27 protein-coding genes and 1 pseudogene are annotated in these 25,357 nt (G+C 43.5%); 26 read left to right on the plus strand and 2 right to left on the minus strand.

Going from position 1 to position 25,357, the window contains the following annotated elements:
• Positions 1 to 10: 10 nt before the first annotated feature.
• On the plus strand, positions 11 to 1,360 hold the full coding sequence (gene gcvPA / locus ACQ4XT_RS12330; protein WP_446853913.1) for an aminomethyl-transferring glycine dehydrogenase subunit GcvPA: 1,350 nt from the start codon (positions 11 to 13) through the stop codon (positions 1,358 to 1,360).
• Positions 1,353 to 2,816: an aminomethyl-transferring glycine dehydrogenase subunit GcvPB gene (gcvPB, locus tag ACQ4XT_RS12335; RefSeq protein ID WP_446853914.1), complete on the plus strand. Its 1,464-nt coding sequence runs from the start codon at positions 1,353 to 1,355 to the stop codon at positions 2,814 to 2,816. Before gcvPA ends, gcvPB begins: the two co-directional genes overlap by 8 nt.
• A 541-nt stretch (positions 2,817 to 3,357) precedes the next feature.
• Here the strand turns inward: gcvPB and ACQ4XT_RS12340 are convergent.
• Positions 3,358 to 3,738, minus strand: a complete 381-nt coding sequence (locus ACQ4XT_RS12340; RefSeq protein ID WP_160911108.1) for a rhodanese-like domain-containing protein — start codon at positions 3,736 to 3,738, stop codon at positions 3,358 to 3,360.
• A gap of 371 nt (positions 3,739 to 4,109) precedes the next feature.
• On the opposite strand from ACQ4XT_RS12340, the gene ACQ4XT_RS12345 reads away from it, so the two are divergent.
• The 3 genes from ACQ4XT_RS12345 (at position 4,110) to ACQ4XT_RS12355 (ending at position 8,533) form a co-directional block, all read left to right on the plus strand.
• Complete coding sequence (locus tag ACQ4XT_RS12345; RefSeq protein ID WP_446853915.1) at positions 4,110 to 6,683, plus strand: vitamin B12-dependent ribonucleotide reductase; 2,574 nt, start codon at positions 4,110 to 4,112, stop codon at positions 6,681 to 6,683.
• Positions 6,684 to 6,927: 244 nt separating this feature from the next.
• Positions 6,928 to 7,359, plus strand: a complete 432-nt coding sequence (gene mntR / locus ACQ4XT_RS12350; RefSeq protein ID WP_446853916.1) for a transcriptional regulator MntR — start codon at positions 6,928 to 6,930, stop codon at positions 7,357 to 7,359.
• Positions 7,360 to 7,645: 286 nt separating this feature from the next.
• Positions 7,646 to 8,533: a patatin-like phospholipase family protein gene (locus ACQ4XT_RS12355; RefSeq protein WP_446853917.1), complete on the plus strand. Its 888-nt coding sequence runs from the start codon at positions 7,646 to 7,648 to the stop codon at positions 8,531 to 8,533.
• 31 nt (positions 8,534 to 8,564) lie between these two features.
• Here ACQ4XT_RS12355 and ACQ4XT_RS12360 read toward each other — a convergent pair whose 3' ends face one another.
• A complete protein-coding gene (locus ACQ4XT_RS12360; RefSeq protein WP_446853918.1) occupies positions 8,565 to 8,972 on the minus strand; it encodes an SA1362 family protein in 408 nt (135 codons plus the stop codon).
• A gap of 340 nt (positions 8,973 to 9,312) precedes the next feature.
• On the opposite strand from ACQ4XT_RS12360, the gene ACQ4XT_RS12365 reads away from it, so the two are divergent.
• The 21 genes and pseudogenes from ACQ4XT_RS12365 (at position 9,313) to ACQ4XT_RS12465 (ending at position 25,356) form a co-directional block, all read left to right on the plus strand.
• On the plus strand, positions 9,313 to 9,834 hold the full coding sequence (locus ACQ4XT_RS12365) for a YqhR family membrane protein (protein WP_446853919.1): 522 nt from the start codon (positions 9,313 to 9,315) through the stop codon (positions 9,832 to 9,834).
• Between the two features lie 45 nt (positions 9,835 to 9,879).
• The gene (gene aroQ / locus ACQ4XT_RS12370; protein ID WP_446853920.1) at positions 9,880 to 10,341 is read left to right on the plus strand and encodes a type II 3-dehydroquinate dehydratase; all 462 of its coding nucleotides are present in this window, start codon (positions 9,880 to 9,882) and stop codon (positions 10,339 to 10,341) included.
• Positions 10,338 to 11,399 carry a M24 family metallopeptidase gene (locus ACQ4XT_RS12375; RefSeq protein WP_446853921.1) on the plus strand — a complete coding sequence of 354 codons (1,062 nt, stop codon included), beginning with the start codon at positions 10,338 to 10,340 and terminating at the stop codon, positions 11,397 to 11,399. The genes aroQ and ACQ4XT_RS12375 overlap by 4 nt, the downstream gene beginning before the upstream one ends.
• An 18-nt stretch (positions 11,400 to 11,417) precedes the next feature.
• Complete coding sequence (efp, locus tag ACQ4XT_RS12380; RefSeq protein ID WP_220585216.1) at positions 11,418 to 11,975, plus strand: elongation factor P; 558 nt, start codon at positions 11,418 to 11,420, stop codon at positions 11,973 to 11,975.
• Positions 11,976 to 12,386: 411 nt separating this feature from the next.
• Positions 12,387 to 13,364, plus strand: a complete 978-nt coding sequence (spoIIIAA, locus tag ACQ4XT_RS12385; protein ID WP_446853922.1) for a stage III sporulation protein AA — start codon at positions 12,387 to 12,389, stop codon at positions 13,362 to 13,364.
• Positions 13,309 to 13,818, plus strand: a complete 510-nt coding sequence (gene spoIIIAB, locus ACQ4XT_RS12390; protein ID WP_446853923.1) for a stage III sporulation protein SpoIIIAB — start codon at positions 13,309 to 13,311, stop codon at positions 13,816 to 13,818. Before spoIIIAA ends, spoIIIAB begins: the two co-directional genes overlap by 56 nt.
• A 49-nt stretch (positions 13,819 to 13,867) precedes the next feature.
• On the plus strand, positions 13,868 to 14,074 hold the full coding sequence (spoIIIAC, locus tag ACQ4XT_RS12395) for a stage III sporulation protein AC (RefSeq protein WP_008637060.1): 207 nt from the start codon (positions 13,868 to 13,870) through the stop codon (positions 14,072 to 14,074).
• A 3-nt stretch (positions 14,075 to 14,077) separates the two neighbouring features.
• Positions 14,078 to 14,470, plus strand: coding sequence for a stage III sporulation protein AD (gene spoIIIAD / locus ACQ4XT_RS12400; protein WP_146812886.1), 393 nt, complete (start codon positions 14,078 to 14,080; stop codon positions 14,468 to 14,470).
• 19 nt (positions 14,471 to 14,489) lie between these two features.
• Positions 14,490 to 15,662 (plus strand): stage III sporulation protein AE, encoded by a 1,173-nt coding sequence (gene spoIIIAE / locus ACQ4XT_RS12405; protein ID WP_446853924.1) that lies wholly within the window; start codon positions 14,490 to 14,492, stop codon positions 15,660 to 15,662.
• Positions 15,663 to 15,672: 10 nt separating this feature from the next.
• On the plus strand, positions 15,673 to 16,275 hold the full coding sequence (gene spoIIIAF / locus ACQ4XT_RS12410) for a stage III sporulation protein AF (RefSeq protein ID WP_446853925.1): 603 nt from the start codon (positions 15,673 to 15,675) through the stop codon (positions 16,273 to 16,275).
• Positions 16,268 to 16,897 (plus strand): stage III sporulation protein AG, encoded by a 630-nt coding sequence (gene spoIIIAG / locus ACQ4XT_RS12415; protein WP_446853926.1) that lies wholly within the window; start codon positions 16,268 to 16,270, stop codon positions 16,895 to 16,897. The genes spoIIIAF and spoIIIAG overlap by 8 nt, the downstream gene beginning before the upstream one ends.
• 12 nt (positions 16,898 to 16,909) lie before the next feature.
• Positions 16,910 to 17,461 carry a SpoIIIAH-like family protein gene (locus ACQ4XT_RS12420; protein ID WP_226590839.1) on the plus strand — a complete coding sequence of 184 codons (552 nt, stop codon included), beginning with the start codon at positions 16,910 to 16,912 and terminating at the stop codon, positions 17,459 to 17,461.
• A 402-nt stretch (positions 17,462 to 17,863) separates the two neighbouring features.
• Positions 17,864 to 18,373: an acetyl-CoA carboxylase biotin carboxyl carrier protein gene (gene accB, locus ACQ4XT_RS12425; protein ID WP_446853927.1), complete on the plus strand. Its 510-nt coding sequence runs from the start codon at positions 17,864 to 17,866 to the stop codon at positions 18,371 to 18,373.
• A 16-nt stretch (positions 18,374 to 18,389) separates the two neighbouring features.
• Positions 18,390 to 19,748 (plus strand): acetyl-CoA carboxylase biotin carboxylase subunit, encoded by a 1,359-nt coding sequence (accC, locus tag ACQ4XT_RS12430; RefSeq protein ID WP_446853928.1) that lies wholly within the window; start codon positions 18,390 to 18,392, stop codon positions 19,746 to 19,748.
• 15 nt (positions 19,749 to 19,763) lie between these two features.
• Positions 19,764 to 20,168 carry an Asp23/Gls24 family envelope stress response protein gene (locus ACQ4XT_RS12435; RefSeq protein WP_446853929.1) on the plus strand — a complete coding sequence of 135 codons (405 nt, stop codon included), beginning with the start codon at positions 19,764 to 19,766 and terminating at the stop codon, positions 20,166 to 20,168.
• 160 nt (positions 20,169 to 20,328) lie between these two features.
• Positions 20,329 to 20,706 carry a transcription antitermination factor NusB gene (gene nusB, locus ACQ4XT_RS12440; RefSeq protein ID WP_226590828.1) on the plus strand — a complete coding sequence of 126 codons (378 nt, stop codon included), beginning with the start codon at positions 20,329 to 20,331 and terminating at the stop codon, positions 20,704 to 20,706.
• Positions 20,707 to 20,728: 22 nt separating this feature from the next.
• A pseudogene (gene folD / locus ACQ4XT_RS12445) lies at positions 20,729 to 21,579 on the plus strand (bifunctional methylenetetrahydrofolate dehydrogenase/methenyltetrahydrofolate cyclohydrolase FolD).
• A gap of 11 nt (positions 21,580 to 21,590) precedes the next feature.
• Positions 21,591 to 22,943 carry an exodeoxyribonuclease VII large subunit gene (gene xseA, locus ACQ4XT_RS12450; protein ID WP_446853930.1) on the plus strand — a complete coding sequence of 451 codons (1,353 nt, stop codon included), beginning with the start codon at positions 21,591 to 21,593 and terminating at the stop codon, positions 22,941 to 22,943.
• Positions 22,933 to 23,169 carry an exodeoxyribonuclease VII small subunit gene (locus ACQ4XT_RS12455; protein WP_446853931.1) on the plus strand — a complete coding sequence of 79 codons (237 nt, stop codon included), beginning with the start codon at positions 22,933 to 22,935 and terminating at the stop codon, positions 23,167 to 23,169. The genes xseA and ACQ4XT_RS12455 overlap by 11 nt, the downstream gene beginning before the upstream one ends.
• 3 nt (positions 23,170 to 23,172) lie before the next feature.
• Positions 23,173 to 24,051, plus strand: a complete 879-nt coding sequence (locus ACQ4XT_RS12460) for a polyprenyl synthetase family protein (protein WP_446853932.1) — start codon at positions 23,173 to 23,175, stop codon at positions 24,049 to 24,051.
• Between the two features lie 705 nt (positions 24,052 to 24,756).
• Positions 24,757 to 25,356 carry a hypothetical protein gene (locus tag ACQ4XT_RS12465; RefSeq protein WP_089651773.1) on the plus strand — a complete coding sequence of 200 codons (600 nt, stop codon included), beginning with the start codon at positions 24,757 to 24,759 and terminating at the stop codon, positions 25,354 to 25,356.
• The last annotated feature ends 1 nt before the right edge of the window (position 25,357 follow it).

Genomic DNA, 25,357 nt, shown 5'->3' on the forward strand with positions numbered 1-25,357 from the left:
GGATGGAAGCATGGAGTTTCGTTACTTGCCCATGACAGAAACAGATAAAAAAGAAATGCTGGATGTAATCGGTGTCGAACATTCCGATGAACTTTTCTCAGATATACCGGAAAATATTCGTTTTAAAGGCGAGCTGGAAATTAAAGAACCTAAAAATGAATTCCAACTCATGAAAGAATTGACGGAACTTGCAGGGAAGAACGTCAATTTGAAGTCTCACACCTCTTTTCTTGGTGCAGGTGTCTATGATCATTACATTCCGTCTATTGTAGATCATGTGATTTCAAGGTCAGAGTTCTACACGGCTTATACTCCTTATCAACCTGAAATCTCTCAAGGTGAGCTGCAGGCAATCTTTGAATTTCAAACAATGATTTGTGAATTGACAGGGATGGATGTGGCGAACTCCTCGATGTACGATGGTGGAACAGCTCTAGCCGAAGCGGTCAACTTGTCTGCAGGACAAACGAAGAAAAAGAAAGTACTCGTGTCGAAAGCGATTCATCCTGAGTCCTTAGCTGTTATCCATTCCTATGTTAAAGGACCAGGCGTTGAAGTGGTGGAGATTGACCATAAGGACGGTAGAACAGACCTTGAACAGTTAGAAAGAGAATTAGATGAGGACACGGCAAGTGTTGTTATTCAGTATCCGAACTTCTTCGGTCAAACCGAACCGCTGGAACAGGTTAGATCTATTGTAGATACACAGAAAAAAGCGATGATGATTACATCAAGCAACCCCCTCGCTCTAGGATACTTAACACCTCCAGGGGAATTCGGAGCTGATATCGTTGTCGGAGATGCTCAAGTGTTTGGAATACCAGCACAATATGGCGGCCCGCACTGTGGATATTTTGCGACTACGAAGAAATTGATGAGAAAAGTACCGGGGAGACTCGTTGGGCAGACAGTGGATGAAGAGGGTCGTCGTGGCTTCGTGTTGACATTGCAGGCAAGGGAGCAGCACATCCGTCGTGATAAAGCAACATCTAACATTTGTTCCAATCAGGCATTGAATGCTCTCGCTTCATCCGTAGCGATGTCTTCGCTTGGTAAACAGGGACTGAAAAAGATGTCCTGGATGAACATCCAAAAAGCAGCCTATATGAAGAAACAACTTCAGGAAAATGGTATAGAGGTTGTTTTTGATGGTGCATTTTTCAACGAAATTGTAGTCAAATTAGACAGAGATGTAAAAGAGTTCAACCGCAAGCTGCTTGATCGAGGTATCGTTGGAGGATATGACCTTGGTGAGGCAGATGAAAGACTGAAGAACTGTATGCTGGTAGCCGTAACAGAAATCCGGACAAAAGAAGAAATGGATACGTTTGTCAAGGAAGTGGGGGATCTTCATGTCTAATCAGGACTTTCCATTGATATTTGAATTGAGCCAAGAAAGTCGTACCGGCTATAGTTTGCCAGAGTTTGATGTGCCGGAAACGAATGTTGACGATGTAATCGGAGAAGCCTATGTTAGAAAAAGTGAACCGGACCTTCCGGAGGTGAGTGAACTGCAGATTATGCGTCACTACACCGCTCTTTCTAAAAGAAACCACGGGGTTGACTCAGGGTTTTACCCTCTTGGATCTTGCACAATGAAATACAACCCGAAAATGAATGAAGATGTAGCTCGGCTGACTGGTTTCAGTCATATCCACCCTTACCAACCGGTGGAAAGTGTCCAGGGAGCTCTACATCTAATGTATGATTTGCAAGAATCCCTTGCTGTGATCACTGGAATGGATACCGTTACTTTACAGCCAGCTGCAGGCGCACACGGGGAATGGACGGGGTTAATGATGATTCGTGCTTATCACGAAGCAAAAGGAGAAACGAACCGGACGAAAGTGATTGTTCCAGACTCGGCTCATGGTACGAACCCTGCCTCAGCAACAGTCGCAGGTTTTGAAGCGGTAACGGTCAAGTCGGATGAGCGAGGTCTTGTGGACCTGGAAGACTTGAAGCGTGTCGTAGATGAGCAAACGGCAGCGTTAATGCTCACCAACCCGAATACCCTCGGTTTGTTTGAAGAGGATATCGAAGAAATGGCAGCCATCGTGCATGAAGCTGGAGGTAAGCTTTATTATGATGGAGCGAACCTTAACGCCATTCTTGGCTATGCACGACCAGGAGACATGGGCTTTGATGTCGTTCACCTGAACCTTCATAAAACATTTACAGGTCCTCACGGTGGCGGAGGTCCGGGGTCAGGTCCAGTAGGAGTAACGGCAGAGTTTGCTGAATACTTACCAGCACCGATTTTGACGAAGGAAAATGATCTATATGTGTTTGACTATGACCGTCCTCAATCCATTGGGAGAGTGAAACCGTATTATGGGAACTTCGGAATCAATGTACGTGCTTATACGTACATCCGTACGATGGGACCAGAAGGGCTGAAAAAAGTGAGTGAGTACGCCGTCATCAATGCGAACTACATGATGCGACGTCTTCAAGAGGAATTCGATCTTCCATTCGACCGTCATTGTAAACACGAATTCATTTTGTCAGGGAAGCGGCAGAAGAAACTCGGGGTCCGCACATTGGATATGGCGAAGCGTCTCCTTGACTTCGGCTATCATCCGCCAACGATCTACTTCCCGATCAATGTGGAAGAGGCACTCATGATCGAACCCACAGAAACGGAATCCAAAGAAACGCTGGACGATTTCATTGATCGTATGATTCAGATCGCACACGAAGCGGAAAACGATCCTGAAAAAGTGCAGGAAGCTCCTCATACAACGATTGTGAGCCGTATGGACGAAACACAGGCAGCACGTAAACCCGTTTTAAGATACCAAAAAGAGCAATAACAAAACCCGGCGTCCATATCTAGGTGGACGCCGGGTTTTATCTCTTAAACAATCTGGCAGGATACTTGAATACTCAGTTTCGAGGCTTTTATTGAGTGGGTGGGGCTACGGGTAATAGCTCGCTTTCCGGGGAGCGCGGTGAGCCTCCTCGGACTTCGTCCTGTGGGATCTCACCCTGCACTTTTGTCCCGCAGGAGTCTCGCCATTCCCTCCGCCCCCCTTATCATGGAAGATTCTCGAATCCAATTCTAATCATCCACTTCCTTAACCATACGTTCTGATCCTTTTAGAGGTCGTTTCGAAATACTTATATGGTCAAGGGGCGGAGGGAAACGGTGAGACTCCTATGGGACGTGTGGGACAGGTGAGACCCCGGAAGGCGTAGCCTGAGGAGGCTCACCGCCCGCCCCATGGAAAGCGAACCTTTTCTCGGAGCCCCTAGAACCGCCCAATCGTCTCGAAACTGAGCCTTTAAGAAAAGGGAGCAATAGCTTGAGGTGAAGAAAACAAAATCCCGGTTCTTTGAGAACCGGGAGGGTGGTTATTTTTTAGCTTTGATTTTACCATTCCACTTTTTGAAGCCACCTTCAAGCATATTGAGGTCTTCATATCCTTGTTTGTGGAGCATCATTGCGGCACGCGCAGAACGGGCGCCGCTTTGGCAGTATAGATAAACAGGTTTGTCTTTGCGAATTTCAATAAGGCGGTTCTTCATTTGAGACAATGGAATATTTCTTGCCCCTAAGATGTGACCGCCATCAAATTCTTTTGGTTCACGAACATCAATCAACTGGGCTTTTCTGTAGCCTTCGCGGAACTTGTCTTCCGGTAATGTGGTCATGATTTTTCTTGCTTTGAAGAATCTATACAAACCGAAAGCGATAATTAATAGGATCGCTGCGATTAAGATCCATAAATCCATCTTTCCATCCCCCTCATTTCTCTATTCCTTTATCTATTATAGGAGGGAATGATGAGTATTTCAAAAAAATTTTTTTGAAACTTGAGGGGAATTGTTATTTTGTCGAGGATTGTAGAAGGTATAGGGATGCAAATGATGAAAAAGCTGATTCAAACAATAGGGAGCAGGTTTTTCTTTCAATCTCTGGTTTATACGTTTAATATCTCAAGATTTTTCGATTGACAAGTTTCTACATATTCGTTCAACAGCACAATATATGGTGACTGAAAATTATCACAACACAATATATTGATTATCTTTTTGTGGATGTGGTATGTTACTTATATCAAATGAAAATTACTTAGTTTTTAGTTTAAAGGGAGAGATGCAAAATGCAGACGACCACCTCCACAGATGTACACACAAAAATTGACGTGGACCGCCTCAATGCGGATATCAGACAATTTCCACAGGTCCATGAGATTACTGAATCTATGACAATTACGCACAAAGGTGTTTCAAGACTTGTGATGCTGGACAGGTATGCGTTTAAAGATACAGAAAAGTTGACTCTTGCAGAGGGGGATTTCGTTGTTCTTACGGTTAAGGACGACCCTAAGTTTCCTGCTCGGGGATTTGGGTTTATTCATTCCATTGATTGGCAGTCCCATCAGGCCATTGTGAAAGTGGAGGATGAATTTTTAAATGTTCTTGAACATGAAGAGGAACGAAAAACAGGATTGATCAAGCGCAACCTTGATACCATTGATAAACCTCTGGAAGTCTATTACGAGCAGATTGCACTGCGAAATGCATCAGGTCTCTCAGAAGTAGAAACAGACCCTGAAAAGAAACAGCAGAGCTTCAATGACTTCTATGAAGAGTTATCGGAATTGAATTTCATTCCAGCTGGACGTGTTTTGTATGGTGCAGGTTCACAAACTGACGTCACGTACTTTAATTGTTATGTCATGCCATACATTCAAGACTCCCGCGAGGGAATATCGGACCATCGTAAGCAGGTGATGGAAATTATGTCCCGTGGAGGTGGAGTTGGAACAAACGGATCGACGTTACGCCCACGGAACACGCTTGCTAGAGGAGTGAATGGTAAATCATCAGGTTCAGTTTCCTGGCTCGATGATATCGCGAAGCTTACACATCTTGTCGAACAAGGCGGTTCGAGACGCGGGGCGCAAATGATTATGTTATCCGACTGGCACCCTGACATCTTGGAATTTATTATTTCTAAAATGCAAAACACGCGAATTCTTCGTTTCCTCATTGAGAATACCGAAGATGAAACGATCAAGCAGTTGGCTAAAGATAAATTGAAGTTTACCCCTCTCACGGAAACGGAGAAAGACTTGTACCAGAGTGTGGTCAATTATAAGCACATTCAAGGACAAGGAGGATTTACGGACCAAAGCATTCAAGAAGCGGAAGAAAAACTGCACTTGGGTGGAAACTATACCGTCCATAATTCTGAATTCCTGACAGGTGCCAACATTTCAGTGTGTATCACGAATGAATTCATGGAAGCAGTAGAGAATGATGCTGATTATGAGCTTCGCTTCCCCGATGTTGAAAATTACTCAGCGGAAGAAATGGAAACATACAATGAAGAATGGCATCAAAGTGGAGATGTTCGTGAATGGGAAGCTCGCGGATTTGGTGTACGCACGTATCGTACTGTTAAAGCTAGTGAACTATGGAACCTCATCAATATTTGTGCTACGTATTCGGCTGAGCCGGGGATATTCTTTATTGATAATGCCAATGAAAAAACAAATGCCACGGCCTATGGACAGAAGGTAGTTGCTACGAACCCTTGTGGGGAACAGCCGCTTGCCCCTTATTCTGTTTGTAATTTGGCTGCTGTTAATTTGGCAAATGTTGCAGACAAAGACCGTAAGCAGGTCGACTTTGAAAAGCTTAAGAAAACGGTACGCCGCGGCGTGCGTTTACAGGACAATGTCATTGATGCAACTCCATATTTCCTAGAGGAAAATAAAGTACAGGCCCTGGGAGAACGAAGAATTGGACTTGGTGTTATGGGGCTGCATGACTTGTTGATTTATTGTGAAACGACTTATGGATCAGAAGAAGGAAATCAACTGGTCGATGAGATTTTTGAAGCCATCGCAACTACGGCCTACCGTGAGTCCATTGAGCTTGCAAAAGAAAAAGGAAGTTTCCCATTCTTAACAGGAAAAACGGATGCAGAGACGAAAGAGCTGCGAGAACGTTTTGTTCAAACTGGTTATATGAAGGAGATGCCTGAAGATATACGCCAGGATGTATTGACGTATGGTATTCGAAACTCCCATCTCTTAACTGTTGCACCTACAGGAAGTACAGGTACAATGGTAGGCGTAAGTACGGGTCTTGAGCCTTATTTTTCATTCTCCTATTATAGAAGCGGTCGATTGGGCAAATTTATCGAGGTTAAAGCTGATATTCTTCAGGAATACTTGGATGCTCATCCAGAACAAGATCCAAATGAGCTGCCGGATTGGTTCATCACAGCAATGACTATGACACCCGAGGCACACGCGGATACACAGTGTATTATACAGCGCTGGGTGGATAGCAGTATATCCAAGACAGTCAATGCTCCGAAAGGGTACACAGTTGAAGAAGTGGAACGAGTGTACCAACGACTATATCGTGGTGGAGCCAAGGGTGGTACGGTGTATGTCGATGGAAGTCGAGATAGTCAAGTATTATCTTTGAAAGCAGAAGAAAATGACTTCGAGGGAGAACAGACGGAACTGTTTGAATCTGAAGACAAAAAACCCCATGTTGTTCTTATGGATACCATCCATGAACTCGATAAGACTAATGTTACGATTGGATCTGAAGTAGGAGATACTTGTCCAGTCTGCCGTCAAGGTACGGTTGAAGATATCGGTGGTTGTAATACTTGTACAAATTGTAATGCCCAACTGAAGTGTGGATTGTAAATAAAAAATAACCGGTCGTTTTTTACGGCCGGTTCATTTTTTACTCCGATTTATTAAGTTCCTGCTCTAACCACCTTGGTTTTAGAGCTTCCCAAATCCAAATGCACAGAAATTCATAAGTACAGCCCTTGCTTGTCACTGGTAGGAATCTGGTGTATCATTTTAATGTGCAAACATATGCTATAAAAACCGTCCGTCATATTATGTATGGCGTGTACATAAGACAGGGTATTGGGGGTTCAACATGCCGACACCTAGCATGGAAGATTATATTGAACAAATATATATATTGATTGAAGATAAAGGGTATGCACGAGTTTCTGATATTGCTGAAAATCTCCAGGTGCATCCGTCATCCGTGACGAAGATGGTTCAAAAACTTGACCGGGACCAATACTTGAACTATGAAAAATATCGCGGATTGATCCTGACACCAAAAGGAAAGAAAGTTGGCAAACGCCTCGTATATCGTCACGAACTATTGGAGCAGTTCTTAGAGATTATCGGGGTCGATCAGGAGAACATCTATGATGATGTTGAGGGTATTGAACACCACATGAGTTGGAATTCCATCGACCGCATAGGCGATCTCGTTCAATATTTCGATGAGAACCCAGAGCGAGTGGAGTCATTGAGAGAAGTCCAAAAAAAGAATGAAGAACAGAATGATGAGTAAAAAGACGCATGGGATCCCATGCGTCTTTTATTTGCTGTTAAACTTGTGCTCCGAAACGACAGGGCAAGATCTCTTAAATATATTGGATGTGTTTTGGGGTCTTTGATAATTTTCAGCAATCTTTCCTCACCGGGTCCAGCCCCTGATTAGTTAAGGTAAGGAAGCGATTAAGTGTCAGCGAAAGACATGATTTAGCACTATGAATAACCTTACATTTCAAATCGGCTGCTTTCGTTCTAATTTGCCAAACGCGTGTTTATAATGAAGTAAAGTGGGGTGAAGCAGGATGAAAGTGGACGGAGTTTTTTCCGGTGGCGGTGTGAAGGCCCTTGCTTTCATTGGGGCTCTTGAAGAACTGGAAGAGCAAGGGTACACATTCAAACGAATGGCCGGAACATCCGCTGGTGCCATTTTAGCGAGTTTGACAGCTGCCGGCTACACAGCTAAAGAACTGAAGGAAAGACTCAATAATCTTTCGTTTCTTAGTCTAGTAGACGTTCCATTGACAGATCGCCTGTTTCCATTTATGAAATGGCTTCTTTTGTATTACCGGATGGGGCTTTATAAAGGGAATCAGTTGGAAAATGTTCTTGAGGAGTGGCTTGGTGAAAAGGGTGTTCGTACGTTTGCGGACTTACCGCCTGGGTCTTTAAAAGTGATATGTTCTGATCTGACACAGGGGAGAATTGTTGTCATACCTGATGATCTGAAGAAAGTTTACGGCATAGATCCGGCTACCTTTTCAGTAGCAAAAGCAGTAAGGATGAGCTCGGGACTCCCCTACTTTTTCATTCCCGTTAAAATACATGGGAAACGTGGTAGATCCATTATTGTAGATGGTGGAGTGTTGAGTAATTTTCCTCTGTGGATTTGGGAAAAACAGGACGGCTGCCGTACCAGACCTGTAATTGGAATGAAGTTAAGTGATGAACCAGATAAACTACCTGAACAGAAAATTAAGAATGCGATTCAAATGTTCCACGCCCTTTTTAAAACGATGCAGCAGGCTCATGATGCAAGGTACATTTCCAAGGCTCTAAGTAAGGATATTATCTTTATCCCGGTCAGTGGAGTGGAAACGACGGATTTCGATATGAGCAAAGAAGAAAAAGAAACTTTGATGGAATTAGGTCGGGAACATGCGGGTAAATTTTTAAAAAGGTGGAGCCGTTGATACTATAATTAAGAAATAAAAAATCGAGCCATTAGAAGGTGGCTCGATTTTTTCCTTTGCTTTTACTGCCTTCAATAACACGAAGCTGTGGACCGTTCACGCGTTTGCGGTTTTTTCGACCTAATGGTGAGGCCTTGGTCTGTGCTTTGGCTACAGGGCTTTTTTTAATTGCGGGGGTTGGCTGCTTGTATTTTTGTTTGGATTGCTTGACCGCCTGCTTATATTTTTTCATTTCATTTCGGTTTCCACCTGCCGCTCCTCCAAAGCCGCGTTTGCGGAGGAAGAAGAAGTAGATGGCTCCATAAATGAGAGCGGCGATTCCGATCATCGTGACGATCGAAGTGAGAAAGCCAGTCGTGTTTGTAAACAGCTGAATGCCAACGAAGAAGATAGCTAAACCGATCAACGTGTAAATGACAGGAGTCATCCAATTACGCATGATATTTTCCTCCCTTCTCGTAGTGGTCGACTATGAATATCTGGTTATTGAACTATACCCTTATTTCAACACTATTCATCATCAGATGCGGCGGATGGTAGGCGGTTATGTGCTATTTAAGATTGTTTCCTTTATAGAATAAAATATGCAGCCCCATCTTAATTTTTGAATGGTGGAAGAGTACGTTTTAGTAAACTCTTTCCTTCAAGCGGGCTGTTTAAACAATAGAATAATAAAATTGGTTGGACTTCTATTTTACCTCAAATCTCCATGAATCACTAGCCCAACAATTGAAAAGAGCATGAAAAAATTGGGGTTGGTTAAAATGAGAATAGAGGTGATGAAAATGGCTGAAAAACAAAAAGATCAAAGACAACAAGAGCCACAGCAAAGTGTCATATCAAAAGCATTAGTCACAGGTTTTACCGCCGGAGTTTTATGGAGTGGTTTAGGGACAATCGCTTATTATTTTAATTTCACAGAGGTGTCTCCTGCCTCCTTCATATTTCGATCGTTCTGGCAGACGGAATGGACCGGAACATGGCTTGCTGAAGTGTTAGCCATTCTCATTGTAGGTATTCTATCTTTAGGAACGGCCCTCGTTTACTACCTTCTCTTGAAAAAAAGGAATGGAATTTGGCCTGGGGTCTTTTATGGAATCGGGCTTTGGGCGATTGTTTATTTTCTATTGACTCCGATCTTTCCGGCAATCCCGGCTTTCATGGAACTCAATAGTGATACATGGGTTACAACCGGCTGTTTATTTATTTTATACGGTGTTTTTATCGGGTATTCCATTTCCTATGAATACAGGGAGTTCAATGAGACAGTGAATTCTTATTCAAATCAAGGGAGAGTATGATAAACTTAAAGTGTATGACAATTTTGGAAATGGTGGGATTGTTGAATGGGGAAGAAGCGGCTGTTTTTAATCAATGGGCCGAATTTGAATATGTTAGGCAAAAGAGAGCCGGCTACGTATGGAAAAATGTCTCTCGAAAATGTTGTGGCATTGGTCAAGCAAATAGCCGCCGACCAGGGGTTTGAGGTGACATCTTTTCAATCCAATCATGAGGGGGATCTCGTAGACTGGATTCAGCGAGCGGAAGAAGAAGCTGATGGAATCATCATTAACCCAGCAGCCTATACACACACAAGCATCGCTTTACGTGATGCCGTCAGTGCCATTTCAAAACCTGTGGTAGAAATCCATATATCAAATGTCCATGAACGGGAATCTTTCCGCCATATTTCGATGTTAGCACCGGTATGCTCAGGACAAGTGGTCGGATTTGGAATTGATGGCTACCGATTAGCGACATTGGGGCTGATCCAAAAGATAGAAAGTGAAGGGAGAAATCATTCGTGAGTAAACTTTCAAATTTAAGAAAATCGCTGGCTTCAAAAGAATTAGACGGTCTTTTAATTATGAGTCCGAAAAACAGAAGGTATATATCAGGTTTCGTAGGCTCTTCCGGAGCTCTTTTAGTGACAAGGGATGAAGCTGTTTTAATTACAGACTTCCGCTATACAGAACAAGCGGCAGAGCAAGCCAAGGAGTTTGAGATCCTTGAACATAAAACGCCTATGCCGAAAACGGTAGCCGAAAAAGCGAAAGAACTAGGCTTGAAACGAATCGGGTTTGAAAAAGATCATGTCACCTACACCCTTTTTGAACAATATGAAGAAGCATTAGAAGCAGAGCTCGTTCCTACATCAGGCCTTGTGGAAAAATTACGCTTGATTAAGACGGATGAGGAGATTAGTATATTAAAGGATGCCGTTAAGATTGCTGATGATGCTTTCGAACATATTCTTGGTTACATAAAGCCTGGTGTGAAGGAGATTGATGTATCGAATGAACTTGAGTTCTTCATGCGTAAGCAGGGGGCGACCTCCTCAAGTTTTGATATTATCGTTGCATCAGGTTACCGTTCAGCTCTTCCACACGGTGTTGCCTCTGAGAAGGAAATCCAATCCGGGGAGCTTGTAACGCTTGATTTTGGGGCCCTTTACAAAGGATATTGTTCTGATATCACAAGAACTGTAGCTGTGGGCGAAATCAATGATCAGTTAAAGGAAATCTATGATACCGTTTTGCAGGCCCAGTTAAAAGGGATGGAAGGAATAAAAGAAGGCATCACCTGCAAAGAAGCGGATGCACTGACACGTGATTACATTAAAGAAAAAGGGTATGGCGAGTATTTCGGTCATTCCACGGGCCATGGAATCGGTCTGGATGTCCATGAAGGTCCTGGATTATCCTTCCGTTCCGATGTCACTCTTGAAGAAGGTATGGTCGTTACGGTTGAGCCGGGCATTTATGTTCCGAACGTCGGCGGCTGCCGGATCGAAGATGATACAATCGTTACGAAAACAGGAAATGAACGATTGAGCAAGTCTACCAAAGAATTAATCACGTTGTAATTAAAAGGAGGAAGTCAAATGATTTCAGTAAACGATTTTCGTACAGGTCTGACAATTGAAGTGGATGGGGATATCTGGCAAGTGATGGATTTCCAACACGTGAAGCCAGGAAAAGGAGCGGCATTTGTTCGTTCAAAACTTCGTAACCTGCGTAATGGAAATATTCAGGAAAAAACGTTCCGCGGCGGTGAAAAAGTAGAGCGTGCTCATATTGAAAACCGTAAGATGCAATATCTTTATGCGAATGGTGATATGCATGCGTTCATGGATATGGAGACATATGAGCAAGTAGAAATCCCGACAGCTACCATCCAGGATCAATTAAACTATCTAAAAGAGAACATGGAAGTTCAAATCCAGTCTTATGAAAGTGAAACAATCGGTGTTGAACTACCGAAAAACGTTGAGCTGGAAGTTACAGAAACGGAACCTGGAATCAAGGGTGATACAGCAAGCGGAGGTACGAAGCCTGCAACGCTTGAAACAGGGCTTACTGTTCAAGTACCTTTCTTCATTAATGAAGGAGAAGTGCTGGTCATCAGTACAACAGATGGCAAATACGTATCCCGTGCATAATTTTGATCTTCGAAAAGGACTTGTCCAAACAGGGCAAGTTCTTTTTTTGTGAAAACATTTCTGTTTTCCAAGGTGAGCGATCATTACTCTTCCATACTTTCTTCCTGATGGATCAATTTCAGTATCCATGTGTTAGAAAATGTTGAATCTACTCCCGAATCCGTTGAACTCAAATAAACGCCTCAAAATTAAGTGTTCACTAATTCTGCTTTATTTTGTTATATAGCTCAGGAATATGATGGACACATACGGACATATATTGATTAAGGCCTGCCCCTGCAGTGTCTATCAATCACTCTATTACCTCTCTATTACCTCTCTCAAAATCTTCTAGTTTTATACCATTTCACAGTCATAAGCTCTCAGTAAGCACATACATATGAAGTAAACCAAATAAAGGAGTAGGAGAGGATGAAGGAGATTATACGTTTGTTTCCACCCTCTATCCAGCATCTCTTAAAAAGTGAGGTGCAATGGAAGAGAGTGCAGGAGATCCGTTTAAGAATCGGTCGTCCGATAGAGATTCTTGAAAATAATCGTCATGAATCCATTGAAACTGCGGTGATGACCGTTGAACATCTCTCTTTCGTCCTAAATCAGATCAGTCAGTTCTCACTCTACCGTTTCAAGGAAGAGTTGAAAGAGGGATTTATTACGATCGAGGGTGGCCATAGGGTAGGGTTGGCTGGTAAGACGAACACTCATCAAGATCATGTAGAAACGTTAAAGCACATATCCTTTATGAACATCAGGGTTGCTAGAGCTACTTCCGGAAATATTGAACCTCTCATTCCATACCTTTATCAATCTGGGCGCTGGATGAGTACGCTGGTCATCGGACCTCCGCAATCAGGGAAAACCACACTACTGCGGGAATTGGCGCGTTACATTGGATCTGATCAACAAGGGTACCGCGCAGCGAAAGTCGCCATTGTGGACGAGCGTTCCGAAATTGCAGCTAGTATGAGGGGTGTTCCTCAGCTGGATGTCGGGTTCCGTACAGATGTGATGGATGCTTGTCCTAAAGCAGAAGGCATGATGATGATGATCCGTTCCATGTCACCTGAGGTGTTAATTGTAGACGAAATTGGTGGAAAAAAAGACGCGGAAGCGGTCCGAGAAGCGACTTATACAGGGGTAGAGGTCATTTGCAGTATTCATGGTCAAAGTTTTTCAGGTGTAAAGAAGCGTCCATCAGCCAAACAATTGATGGATGAGAAAGTGTTTCAACGCTACCTTGTCTTGGACCGGATGTCACCTCAAAGAGAAAGAAACTGGACAGTACTCGATCAATCAGGAGACCTATTGATTCAGGGCAAGGGGAGGGGATCGAATGCAATGGATTGGGGCCGTCATCATATTGACCGTTACGACCTGGGCAGGGTTTGATATGGCTTCCCGTTTTAAGAAGCGCCCAGGGCATATTCGGCAATGGAAGAATGCTTTACAGATGATAGAGGCCGAGATGGTTTATGGACAATCTTCACTGCTGGAAGTTTGTGAAAATCTATCTACACATTTACCGAAACCCATTAATCAGTTCTTTGAAGGGATTTTGAATGAAAATGGAGTTTGGGATGACTTTTATTCCTTATGGTCCAAACAGTTAAAGAAACACTGGTCATTGAACGCGTTGTCGAAAAACGAATATGAAATTCTGATGCAGTTTGGAAGGACGCTTGGACAGCACGATCTGGAGCAGCAGCAAAAACAGATTCAACTCACTATCCATCACCTTGACCGCGAACTGCATGATGCCCTGGAAGTCGGTGATCAATATCAAAAGATGGCGAAAGGGATGGGGATATTAAGCGGGCTGCTCGTCATCATTCTAATCGTGTAGGTGGTTTAACTAGGTCTATATGGATTTTACAAAAGGGGGAAGAGGCATTGTGCTCCAAGATGCAACGATATTATTCCAAATAGCTGGTGTCGGTATTATTGTCGCGATGATCCATAGCATCCTGAAACAGATGGGAAAAGAAGAGATTGCACAGGCTGTGACCTTGACAGGTTTCATCATTGTTTTATTTATCGTCCTTCACAGGCTCGCCGATCTGTTTCAACAAATCAAGTCTGTTTTTCTCTACCAGGGGTAACTCATGGATATCATTCAAATTGTCTCCTTAGGATTAGTGGCGGCCCTGTTGATATTACTTTTAAAGGAACACAAATCTTCGGTCGCTTTTCTTCTCCTTTTATTCACAGTCATCATCTTGTTCTTAACCATCCTTGATCAGGTCAGGCATATCTTTTCCCTGTTGTCTTACATGGCAGAAAAGGCTCAGGTCGAACCTGTGTACTTCAAGACCATTTTGAAAATTATTGGCATCGCCTATATTGCTGAATTTGGGGCTCAACTTATTCGAGATGCCGGACTAAATTCCTTGGCTTCTAAAGTGGAACTCGCGGGGAAATTGTTCATCTTAATGCTCGCCATACCGATTGTGACAGCTGTGATTGAGACCATATTGAATTTCATTCCAGGGGCATAGGAAATTCGGGAGGGATGCCATGAAAAGGGTCGTGTTGTGTTGTCTAATCATAATCGGTTGCTTGAACTCTCCAATCATTGTTGCCGCATCTCCCTCCCCAGCCCCTGAAGATGCTGATATATCAATGCTCGACCAGGTATCTACAGAAGAGTTGGAGGAAAGTTGGCGTCAATTGAATCAACAGTATGGAGATTACCTGCCTAGCTTTCATACGAATAATTTCCGTGAATTTATTCAAAGTGAAAGTTCCGTTGAATCATCCGATTGGTTTTCTGGAATTCTGGAATTCTTTTTCCATGAGCTTCTCCTCAACGGGAAGTTGCTGGCTTCACTATTGTTTTTGACACTTTTCAGTACTTTGCTTCATTCGGTGCAGTCCGCTTTCGAAAATTCTGTAGTAAGTAAGATTGCGTACATGGTGGTTTACCTTGTTTTATTGACACTTGCTCTCGAGAGTTTTCGGCAGGTCATTGAATATACTCTAGGGGCCATCGAACGAATGAGCAGCTTCATGATCGGGTTGATTCCTCTCCTTCTTGGAATCATGGCTTCCTTCAGTCACTTGATGTCAATTTCCTTTTTTCACCCCATTATTATTGCCCTCGTCCAATCCAGCGGCCTGCTAGTCAAATACTTACTCATCCCATTGTTTGCATCCTCCGCTCTTTTGCTAATTGTGGGAAGTTTGAACGAGACGTACAAAGTGGATCAGCTGGCTGAACTTTTGAGGAAAACCGGCATGGCAATCATGGGTGTGTTTTTAACCATTTTTCTTGGAGTGATATCTGTTCAGGGCACTGTGACTGCGGTACAGGACGGGATTACGATGAAAACAGCTCGATTTGTTACAGGAAATTTTGTCCCTGTTGTCGGGAGGTTGTTTACGGATGCCACCGATACAATCCTCGGGGCTTCCCTTGTTCTAAAAAACACACTAGGAATTGCTGGTGTCGTCATATTACTTGGAATCGCTGTGTTCCCGGCTATTAAAGTGCTGGCTATTGCGCTTATTTATAAAATCGCGGCTGCTCTTCTTCAGCCTCTGGGTGATGGCCCGATCATCCAGGCGATGGATGTCGTCAGCAGGCACATCCTCTATATATTCGCAGCACTCTTAATGGTTTCTATGATGTTCTTTCTTGTAATCGTCATCATGGTGGCGGCTAGTAACATTACGATGATGGTCAGATAGGGTGGTGAACATGGAGTATCTGATTGAGTGGATCACAAAAATTGTTCTTTTTCTCTTATTAGCGATGGTAGCAGACGCTCTTCTGCCGTCAGGCGTCATGAAGAATTATGCACGACTTGTCATGTCTATTTTGCTAGTACTGATTTTTATGGGGCCGCTCTTACAAATATTAAATATCGACCCTGAAAGCCTCGTCCAACGTGCAGATCAGACCATGCAGCAACAATTGGATGCAGAAGTTTTCGAGGAAAATGTAGAATCAAAGAAAAATGAAATACTCGCCGGACAAGATGCATATAAATTAGAACAAGTTACCCAGGCTCTTACAGCTGAAATTGAAACACCATTAAAAGAAGAACAAAACTTGGTTCTCGTCGATGTTCAAATGAGCTTCCATCAACAGCCCTACAGTTTGGAAACATTGGACAAGCTGACCCTCACGCTTTCTCGTGATGAACTGACCCAGTCGGTCGAAGATGTAGAGATCTCAATCATGGATGAAGTGGAAACAGAAGATAAAAAGCAAGATCCAGAATTATTAAAATGGGTCGCTGACTATCTTGATTTGAACAAAGAACAAATCATTATCCGCTGGGAGGATGAGGATGAATAAATGGTGGAACAAACTGACGGAACCTCTATCAAACAAAGAGGGGAGAAAGCTGAATAAAACGAAGTATTTGATCGCCATTGGCATTATCGGAGTGTTGATTATTCTAACAAGCAATTGGTTTCAACCGAGCGATCCTCCTTCAACGGCTCTTGATGAAGGAAATGTCCAAAGTCAATCCGGAGAGGGTGCATCTGCTGCTCAAACTCCAGAAATGACGGACTCTATTTCACAGTTGGAAAAAGAGTATGAAAAACAGCTCAAGCCTCTTCTTGAAAACATTCAAGGGGTGAGTGCTGTGGACATTATGATCAACCTGTCATCGACACATAAAAAAGTGTACGATAAAAATTTAATCGTCGGAAAACAAACCACCAAGGAAAATGATAAGAACGGAGGGGAACGTGAAATTGAGGATTATTCGAGAGAACAGCAGCTAGTTCTCGTCCGCCAAGGCGATCGGGAAGTTCCGCTGTTAACACAAACATCTAAGCCAGACGTAAGCGGGGTTTTCGTAACAGCCGAGGGGGTCGATCAAATGCAGGTGAAAGCGTGGGTGGTGGAAGCTGTCTCTAGAGTTTTGGATGTCCCGACTCACAGAATTTCTGTTTTGCCTAAACAATAAGGAGGGGTTACTTTGGTTAAAAAACAAACGGTTTGGTTGTTGACAATGTTGAGTCTCTTGATTGTTCTAAGCGTATACTACATGACATCCCCGGACAATGGTGAAATGGCCTTTATACAAGAAGATGAATGGGCAGAAATTACAGAAGACGCTGCTGGAGAAGAAGGTGTAGAAACAACAGGTGATGGCACGGTCATCTCGCAAATTTCTACAGATGAACTTTTCTCAGCCATCCGTCTGGATATGCAGAATCAACGGGATCAAATGCAGGAACAATTATCCGAAATCGTTGCTTCCAGTGACTTTAGTACAGAAGAAAAGAATGAAGCTTTAGAAAAAATGGAGACCATTAAAGCAAACCAATCCAAAGAATCCATCATCGAAAATACAATCCGTGCAAGTGCTTCCTACGATGATGTATTAGTAAGAGCCGAAGATGAGGTCGTCCACGTAACAGTAAAAGCAGATGAGTTATCGAAAACAGAAACGAACAACATCATCCAAATGGTCTCTGACGAATTCGGGCAGAAAGAAGTCCAAGTACAATTCCAGCCAGCAGGTTGAAAATAAAACAAAAGCCTCACTCCTTCCAAAAAAGGAGTGAGGCTTTTTTATCTTTTCTCTTCACTTATTATCCAGGAATTCTTGAACAATTTGGCAGGTTTCTTGAAGACTCAGTTTTGAGACTTTCATTGAGGGGGTGGGGGCTGCGGGGAATAGCTCGCTCCCTCACAGGAAAGCGGGCAGCTTCCCAGGCACCCCTGACTTCCATTATGGCAAACGAAACCCGAAAGCATCTCGAAACTGAGTCTTCAACAAAAGAGAGCTATTGTGGAATAGTTGTCAGAATATTACTGAGGGTTATTCTTGTCGCGAGTTGCAGGGAGGTGGTAATGTATAATAGAATATGAAGAGGTATTAGTACCAGTTTATAAAAAGTAACTTTACATAAGAGGGGTGCCAAAAATGCTAAAGGTACAAGAAATCAGAGAAATCATTAAGTTGATTGATCAATCCAATATCGATGAGTTTTCCTATGAAGCAAACGGAACTAAAGTTCACATGAAAAAGCCACAGGGAGAGGTTGTTACTGAACCTGTACAAGTCAAACAACCAGTGCAAGCTCCACCAAAACCAGAGCCTAAACAAGAAGCTGTTGAGCAAACACCAAAACCAGAGGTGAAAGAAGAAACAGCTGAGAAAGAAGCGCCTAAAGCTCAAGGGAATGCCGATTTCGATGCAGAGGTGAAATCACCGATGGTCGGAACTTTCTACGCATCTCCTTCGCCTGAAGAGGATGTATATGTGAAAGTTGGAGACACAGTCAAAGAAGATTCCGTCGTCTGTATCGTTGAAGCGATGAAGTTATTTAATGAGATTGAAGCGGAAGTATCTGGGGAAATTGTTGAGATTCTCGTTAAAGACGGTGAATTAGTGGAATATGGACAGCCGTTGTTCCGCGTGAAGTCCAAGTAAACGGGGGTTTGAGACGTTGATTAAAAAAGTTCTGATAGCAAACAGAGGAGAAATCGCTGTCCGTGTCATCCGCGCTTGCAAAGAGATGGGGATTGAAACGGTCGCGGTGTATTCCGAAGCTGATAAAGAAGCATTGCACGTCCAGATGGCTGACGAAGCATATTGTGTCGGTCCGACATTGAGTAAGGACAGTTATTTGAATTACACGAACATTATGAGTGTTGCTACATTAACGGGGACAGATGCGATCCATCCAGGATACGGATTTCTTTCTGAAAATGCAGAGTTCGCTGAGATGTGTGAAGAGTGTAACATCACTTTCATTGGACCTTCCTCTTACGCCATCCAAAAGATGGGGACGAAGGACGTCGCTCGTGAAACGATGAGAGATGCAGGAGTGCCTGTAGTTCCTGGCTCAGCGGGCATTATTAAAGATGAAGAAGATGGTATGAAAGTCGCTGAAGAGATCGGATATCCGGTCATTATCAAGGCGACAGCAGGCGGGGGAGGAAAAGGGATCCGTGTTGCCCGCAACGAGGAAGACTTGAAAAAAGGAATTCGTATGACCCAGCAGGAAGCAGAAACTGCCTTCGGAAATCCTGGTGTCTATATTGAAAAATTCATTGAAGATTTCCGCCATGTTGAAATACAAATCCTTGCCGACAACCACGGAAACGCCGTTCACCTTGGTGAAAGGGATTGTACCATTCAACGCCGCCTTCAGAAGCTGATTGAAGAAACACCTTCTCCAGCTATTTCTGAAGCTATGCGTGCCAAAATGGGAGATGCAGCAGTGAAAGCTGCGCTTGCCGTTAACTATTCAGGTGCGGGTACCGTTGAGTTTATCTACGACAAAGAAGATGATTCTTTCTACTTTATGGAAATGAATACCAGAATCCAAGTTGAACACCCCGTTACAGAAATGGTGACAGGTGTAGACTTGATTAAAGAGATGTTGTTGATTGCTGATAACAAGGAACTTTCCTTCAAACAGGAAGAAATTGAATTTGAAGGTTGGTCCATTGAATGCAGGATCAATGCAGAGAACCCTCACAAAAACTTTATGCCTTCCGCTGGGAAAATTGATATGTACCTTCCACCAGGTGGACTCGGTGTAAGGGTTGATTCAGCAGCATATCCTGGCTACATGATTCCGCCTTATTATGATTCTATGGTCGCTAAATTGATTACTTATGGTCGTGATAGAGATGAAGCGATTCGCAGGATGAAGCGTGCCCTTGATGAGTTTGTCATTGAAGGTGTTCATACGACAATTCCTTTCCACCAACGAATGATGGACCATGAAGTATTTGTTGGCGGAGACTTTAACACAAAGTTTTTAGAGAAATATACTATAATGAAGGATGAATCATAAAAAGGAGTGGTCATTGTGAGTGATAAGCAATTGTTGAATGTGACAGATGGATCGACATTAGGCAACATCGAGATTGCTCCTGAAGTCATTGAAGTGATCGCTGGAATCGCTGTTTCTGAAGTGGCTGGAGTTGCTTCGATGAGAGGCAATTTCGCCTCTGGCGTAGCTGAACGCCTTGGTAAGAAGAACCACGGAAAAGGCGTGAAGGTGGAGCTCACTGAGAATGGCATTTTAATAGATGCCTATGTAGTCATGGATTATGGGATTTCCATTCCTGACACGGCACAAAAAATTCAGGACAACACAAGGCAAGCGCTTAAAAACATGACAGCACTTGATATTAATGAGATCAATGTCCACGTTGTCGGCGTACAAATGGAAACAGGGAAAGAGGAAGAAGTAGAAGCAGAAGAATTGTGAGATTAATCAGAAAGGGGCCCGCTCCCTTTCTGATTTTTTTGTTTTACTCTTGACCCTTTCGTTTGAAAAAAGGCAAATTTTGCGATCACCTGATTACAATGGCTTTTATCAAGCTAAAATGTTATTATTCTAACGGATATTACCTTAAAGGAGAATGAAGATGAAACGACGCACAGCACGTGAAAAAGCTTTCCAGGCGCTTTTTCAAACGATTACGAGTGATATTGAAACCGATGAGGCTATTGCTCATGTAGTCGAAGGCCAGGAAGTGGACGAGTTTTTGTATGACCTCGTACATGGAGTCATGAATAACCGAGAAGAGTTGGATCAATGGATTTCTGACAATCTCGACCATTGGACGTTTCCACGGTTAGCCAAAGTTGAGAAGACCGTCCTGCGAATGGCTGCCTATGAAATGAAATACAAAGAAGACGTACCTGCGCAAGTAGCCATTAATGAGGCGATTGAGCTTGCGAAAATTTTCGGAGAAGATGATTCAGGAAAGTTTGTAAACGGCGTATTATCAAAAATGGTATAAACAAATAAGGGGGAAATGGGACATGTCAGCAGAAGTGATCTATGGAAAACAACTGGCAGAAGATCTACGTCAAGAAATGAAAGAAGAAGTGAGTGCACTTCATACAAAAGATATTCGTCCGAAGTTGGTCGTCGTCATATTGGGTGAGATCCTGCTTCGATGTCTTATGTAAAAGGAAAGCAGCGTGCTTCTGAAAAAATCGGTATGGATTCTGATCTCATTGAATTACCTGTAGAAACTTCAGAACAGGAACTGCTGGATTTGATTGAAAAATTGAACCAGGATTCTACTGTTCATGGGATCCTAGTTCAATTACCTGTGCCTGACCATATTTCTGATCAAAAAATCATTGAAGCTATTCATCCAGATAAGGATGTGGATGGTTTTCACCCCGCAAATGTCGGAAAGATGATGACCGGCCAGGACACCTTTTTCCCATGTACACCTTATGGAATACTCGTCATGCTTAAACGTGCAGAGATTACGCTTGAAGGGAAGCATGTGGTGATCATCGGACGTAGTAACCTTGTAGGAAAGCCTGTAGGTCAGTTACTGCTCAATGAAAATGCGACAGTTACCCATTGCCACTCCCGTACAAAACATCTGCAGTCTCATACGAAGCAGGCAGATATTCTTATTGTTGCCGTAGGTAAACCTTCCTTAATCTCAGGTGAAGATATTAAAGAAGGTGCAGTGGTGATCGATGTTGGAGTCAACCGTGTGGATGGCAAGCTGACAGGAGATGTCGACTTTGAGTCAGCAAAAGAGGTAGCTTCCCATATCACTCCAGTCCCTAAAGGTGTAGGTCCAATGACAATTACTATGCTCCTCCACAATACGATTAAAGCTGCTAAGCGAATTCACAATCAGTAAGGAGGATGGGTATGCAGGATCAGTACTTGAGTGTTACGGCGTTAACGAAATACATCAAGCGTAAACTTTCAGGGGATCCGCATTTGAAAACGGTTTGGTTGAGAGGGGAGATTTCGAACTTCAAGCACCACAGCCGAGGACATATGTACCTCTCCTTGAAAGATGATCAGGCCAGAATCCAGTCCGTCATGTTTGCCGGGAATAATCGTTCCCTGAAGTTTGTCCCTGAGAATGGAATGAACGTCCTCGTTAAAGGGGAAATCAATGTTTATGAACCGATGGGTCAATATCAGCTGTATATTAAAGAGATGCAACCAGATGGAATTGGAGCTCTTTACTATGCTTTTGAACAGTTGAAGGAAAAATTGGAAAAAGAGGGCTTATTTTCTTTTGAACGTAAAAAGCCTCTTCCTACATACCCCAAACATATCGGTGTCATCACTTCTCCTACCGGGGCAGCTGTAAGAGATATATTGACAACGATAAAAAGGCGTTACCCTATTGTGCCAGTAACTGTCCTGCCTGTTCTTGTCCAGGGGGAGCGGGCAGCTTCTTCTGTCGTCAATGCCATCCGGTACGCGAACGAAAAAATGGATATGGATGTGTTAATTGTTGGCAGGGGCGGCGGTTCTATTGAAGATTTATGGGGATTTAACGAAGAGGTGGTTGCAAGAGCGATTGCAGAATCCGAAATTCCCGTCATCTCGGCCGTGGGTCATGAAACGGACACCACCATCAGTGATTTTGTCGCAGATGTAAGAGCAGCGACCCCAACGGGAGCTGCTGAAATTGCTGTCCCATCCATTGTGGAGTTGCGTGAACAGGTGAAAGCCTTGGATCACCGCCTTCATAGGGCGATGGAAGTGAAGAAGATAGAGGCCAAGCAGCAATTGGAGCGTTTAAAAAAATCATATGCTTTCAAGTACCCTGAACAGATGATGAAGCAAAAAGAGCAGGACTTGGATCGGGTCATGGAACGTATGGCGATTCAAATGAAGCACGTTCATCAAAAGAGTCTAGTGAATTGGGGCAACATGGCTCGAAGGTTACGACAGCAGGGGCCGGAGTTGAAAATCAGGGAAGGCGCGGAGTCTCTAGAGCGCCAGACGAACCAGCTGCAGAAGCGGTTTCAAGCTCTTCTTCAGCAAAAAAAAGAACGCTTCTATACAAATGTCGATAAACTGACCTTAGTCAACCCTTTAGACATTATGAAGCGAGGCTTTGCTGTACCCTTTGATTCTGAAGGAGACGTTATAAAGAGTACTTCTGAGATCACTAAAGGCCAATCCCTCTCCTTGAAAATGCAAGACGGAATCGTTGATTGTCACGTAACGGATGTAAAGGAGGATGAAAATGACAGATAAGCAGGAAACCCTCAGCTTTGAGGAAGCGATGAAGCAGCTCGAAGAAATTGTTGAGAAATTGGAAACAGGAGAAGTTCCCTTGGAAAAAGCGATCCAGTATTACCAGGAAGGCATGAAACTTTCCAAGCTTTGCAGTGAAAAACTAGGGAATGTGGAGACTCAAATGCAGCAAATCATGAATGAACACGGAGAGTTGGAACCGTTCTCTGTCCAGGAGGAAGACTGAGCAGTGCATCTAGCTGAATATCTTACAGAAAAAAGACAACGAATCAATCAGCAGCTTGAAATGCTTGTCCGCGACTATACGATTTCAGGACGACTCCAGAATTCCATGTTATATTCCATTCATGCTGGAGGAAAAAGGTTGCGCCCCATTCTATTAATGGCTACTGCTCAAGCTTTTCGAGTTCCTGAAGAGAGAGTGATGGGAGTCGCCTCAGCTCTCGAAATGGTCCATACTTATTCCTTAATCCATGATGATCTCCCTGCGATGGACGATGATGATTTAAGACGCGGAAAACCAACGAATCACAAGCGTTTTGATGAAGCAACCGCAATCCTTGCAGGAGATGCATTATTGACTCTGAGTTCCCAGGTTATTTCTGAAGATGAGGGATTGAGTGATTCTGAACGCGTCTATTTAGTCCGTGAATTGACCAAAGCCAGCGGTGCGAGAGGCATGGTCGAAGGGCAGATGCAGGACATGCTGAGTGAAGGTGCTGAAATCTCCTTAGAGGCTCTTGAAAACATACACAGGAATAAAACCGGGCAATTGCTGAGATTCTCTATCCTTGCTGGAGCGTATTTAGGCGGAGCCTCAGAAGAAGTTCTCGAAGAAATGACTGAGATGGCTGAAGCACTTGGGCTTTTATTTCAAATTCAAGATGACATCCTGGACGTCACAGGAGACTCTGAGGTTATCGGTAAGCCAGCTGGAAGTGATGAAGGCAACCATAAAAGTACTTACCCCAAGCTTCTAGGATTAGATGGAGCCATAGCGCAAAAAGACAAATACGTTCAAAAGGCTCAACAGGCTCTTAAAAATGCAGGTGTTGAGGGAACCACTCTTTCTGAACTTATTCACTACTTGAGTACCCGTGATCATTGAGGTAAATGATTTCGATTGAGCCACGTGAAAAAATGTGATATATTATCATTACAAAAGGAATGGTGCAGTATTCTAGTCGGCCCTCCGTTCCTGAAGGCGGGCCTAAAAATCCGCCGAAGGGCACATCGATGAAGTTCCTTGTGTTGGCTTGAGGCGCCCAGCCTTGGGTCGATGCTGGGAGTTAAGGTCGCAGGGCGATCCACAAAGGCATGTGGGCGTTGACCCTGCTTCCGCGGAGGCCCATTATTGTAATGGTACCTGAGCCAGGTACCGTTATGAAATGGGGTATGAACCTGCAGCATATGGAGTAACATCTATATGCGCAGCGTAGCCTGCCTTGAGTGGTTCTTGAGGGGATTATAGTCAGTGAACATCAAGCAGCTTCAGATGGCCACTGAGGTGCTGATGCAGAAACTATATGAAATCAGAACTGCAAAAGAGGCTAAGGAACGGCTAAAGGCTGTCGGGGAAATCCCCTAGACTGTTCTATGGACATGATTTAGGAATTATAGTGCGGACTAAGTGGCAATCTAGTCCAGCTGCCGGAGACGGGGCTGAGTCGAGTTTAAAGGGGAACCGCCAGAATGGTGACATTCGGTACTCGTCTGGGAAAACCTACTAGACCTAAGCCGCAATTTTTACTTGAATCATGACCATTCCTTTCCTTACATAGGACACATCAATTTAGTGATATAGAGGGTATATATGGATAACAAATTAAAAAAATCTTTAAAATTCAGTCTGAGTATCGCCGTTATCACATTCGTGTTAGCGGCTATTTTTTCAGTTATATCTTCTTCCGTTTTAAGTGGAGTCGTATGGATCATCGGCCTCGTCCTTGTATTCATTATCGTCTTTACAGGTGTCGTATTTGACATGCTGGGTATCGCAGCCACTGCTGCTCAGGAGCAGCCTTTCCATGCGATGGCGTCTGAAAAGGTGAACGGAGCAAAAGAAGCGATTGCCATTGTCAGAAACGCTGATCGATTCGCAAGTTTCTGTAATGACGTTATAGGGGATATATCTGGTATAGTTAGTGGTACGGCGTCTGCAGTTGTGGTCATCCAACTGGCCAACAACTTCGGCTATAGCGACGGATCAACGGTTCAGATTGTAATATCAGTGATCCTGACAAGTATTGTAGCTGCACTTACCGTCGGTGGAAAAGCCCTTGGTAAATTTTTTGCCATCAATAAGTCCACGGATATCATTTTCTTCGCTGCAAAAGTCATTTCATGGTTAGAAAAGCGACTGAAAGTAAGAATAGTAACAAGTGCACCGTCATCCACTAAAAAATCAAGATAAA

This window comes from Halobacillus sp. 12SKB, from assembly GCF_052941655.1.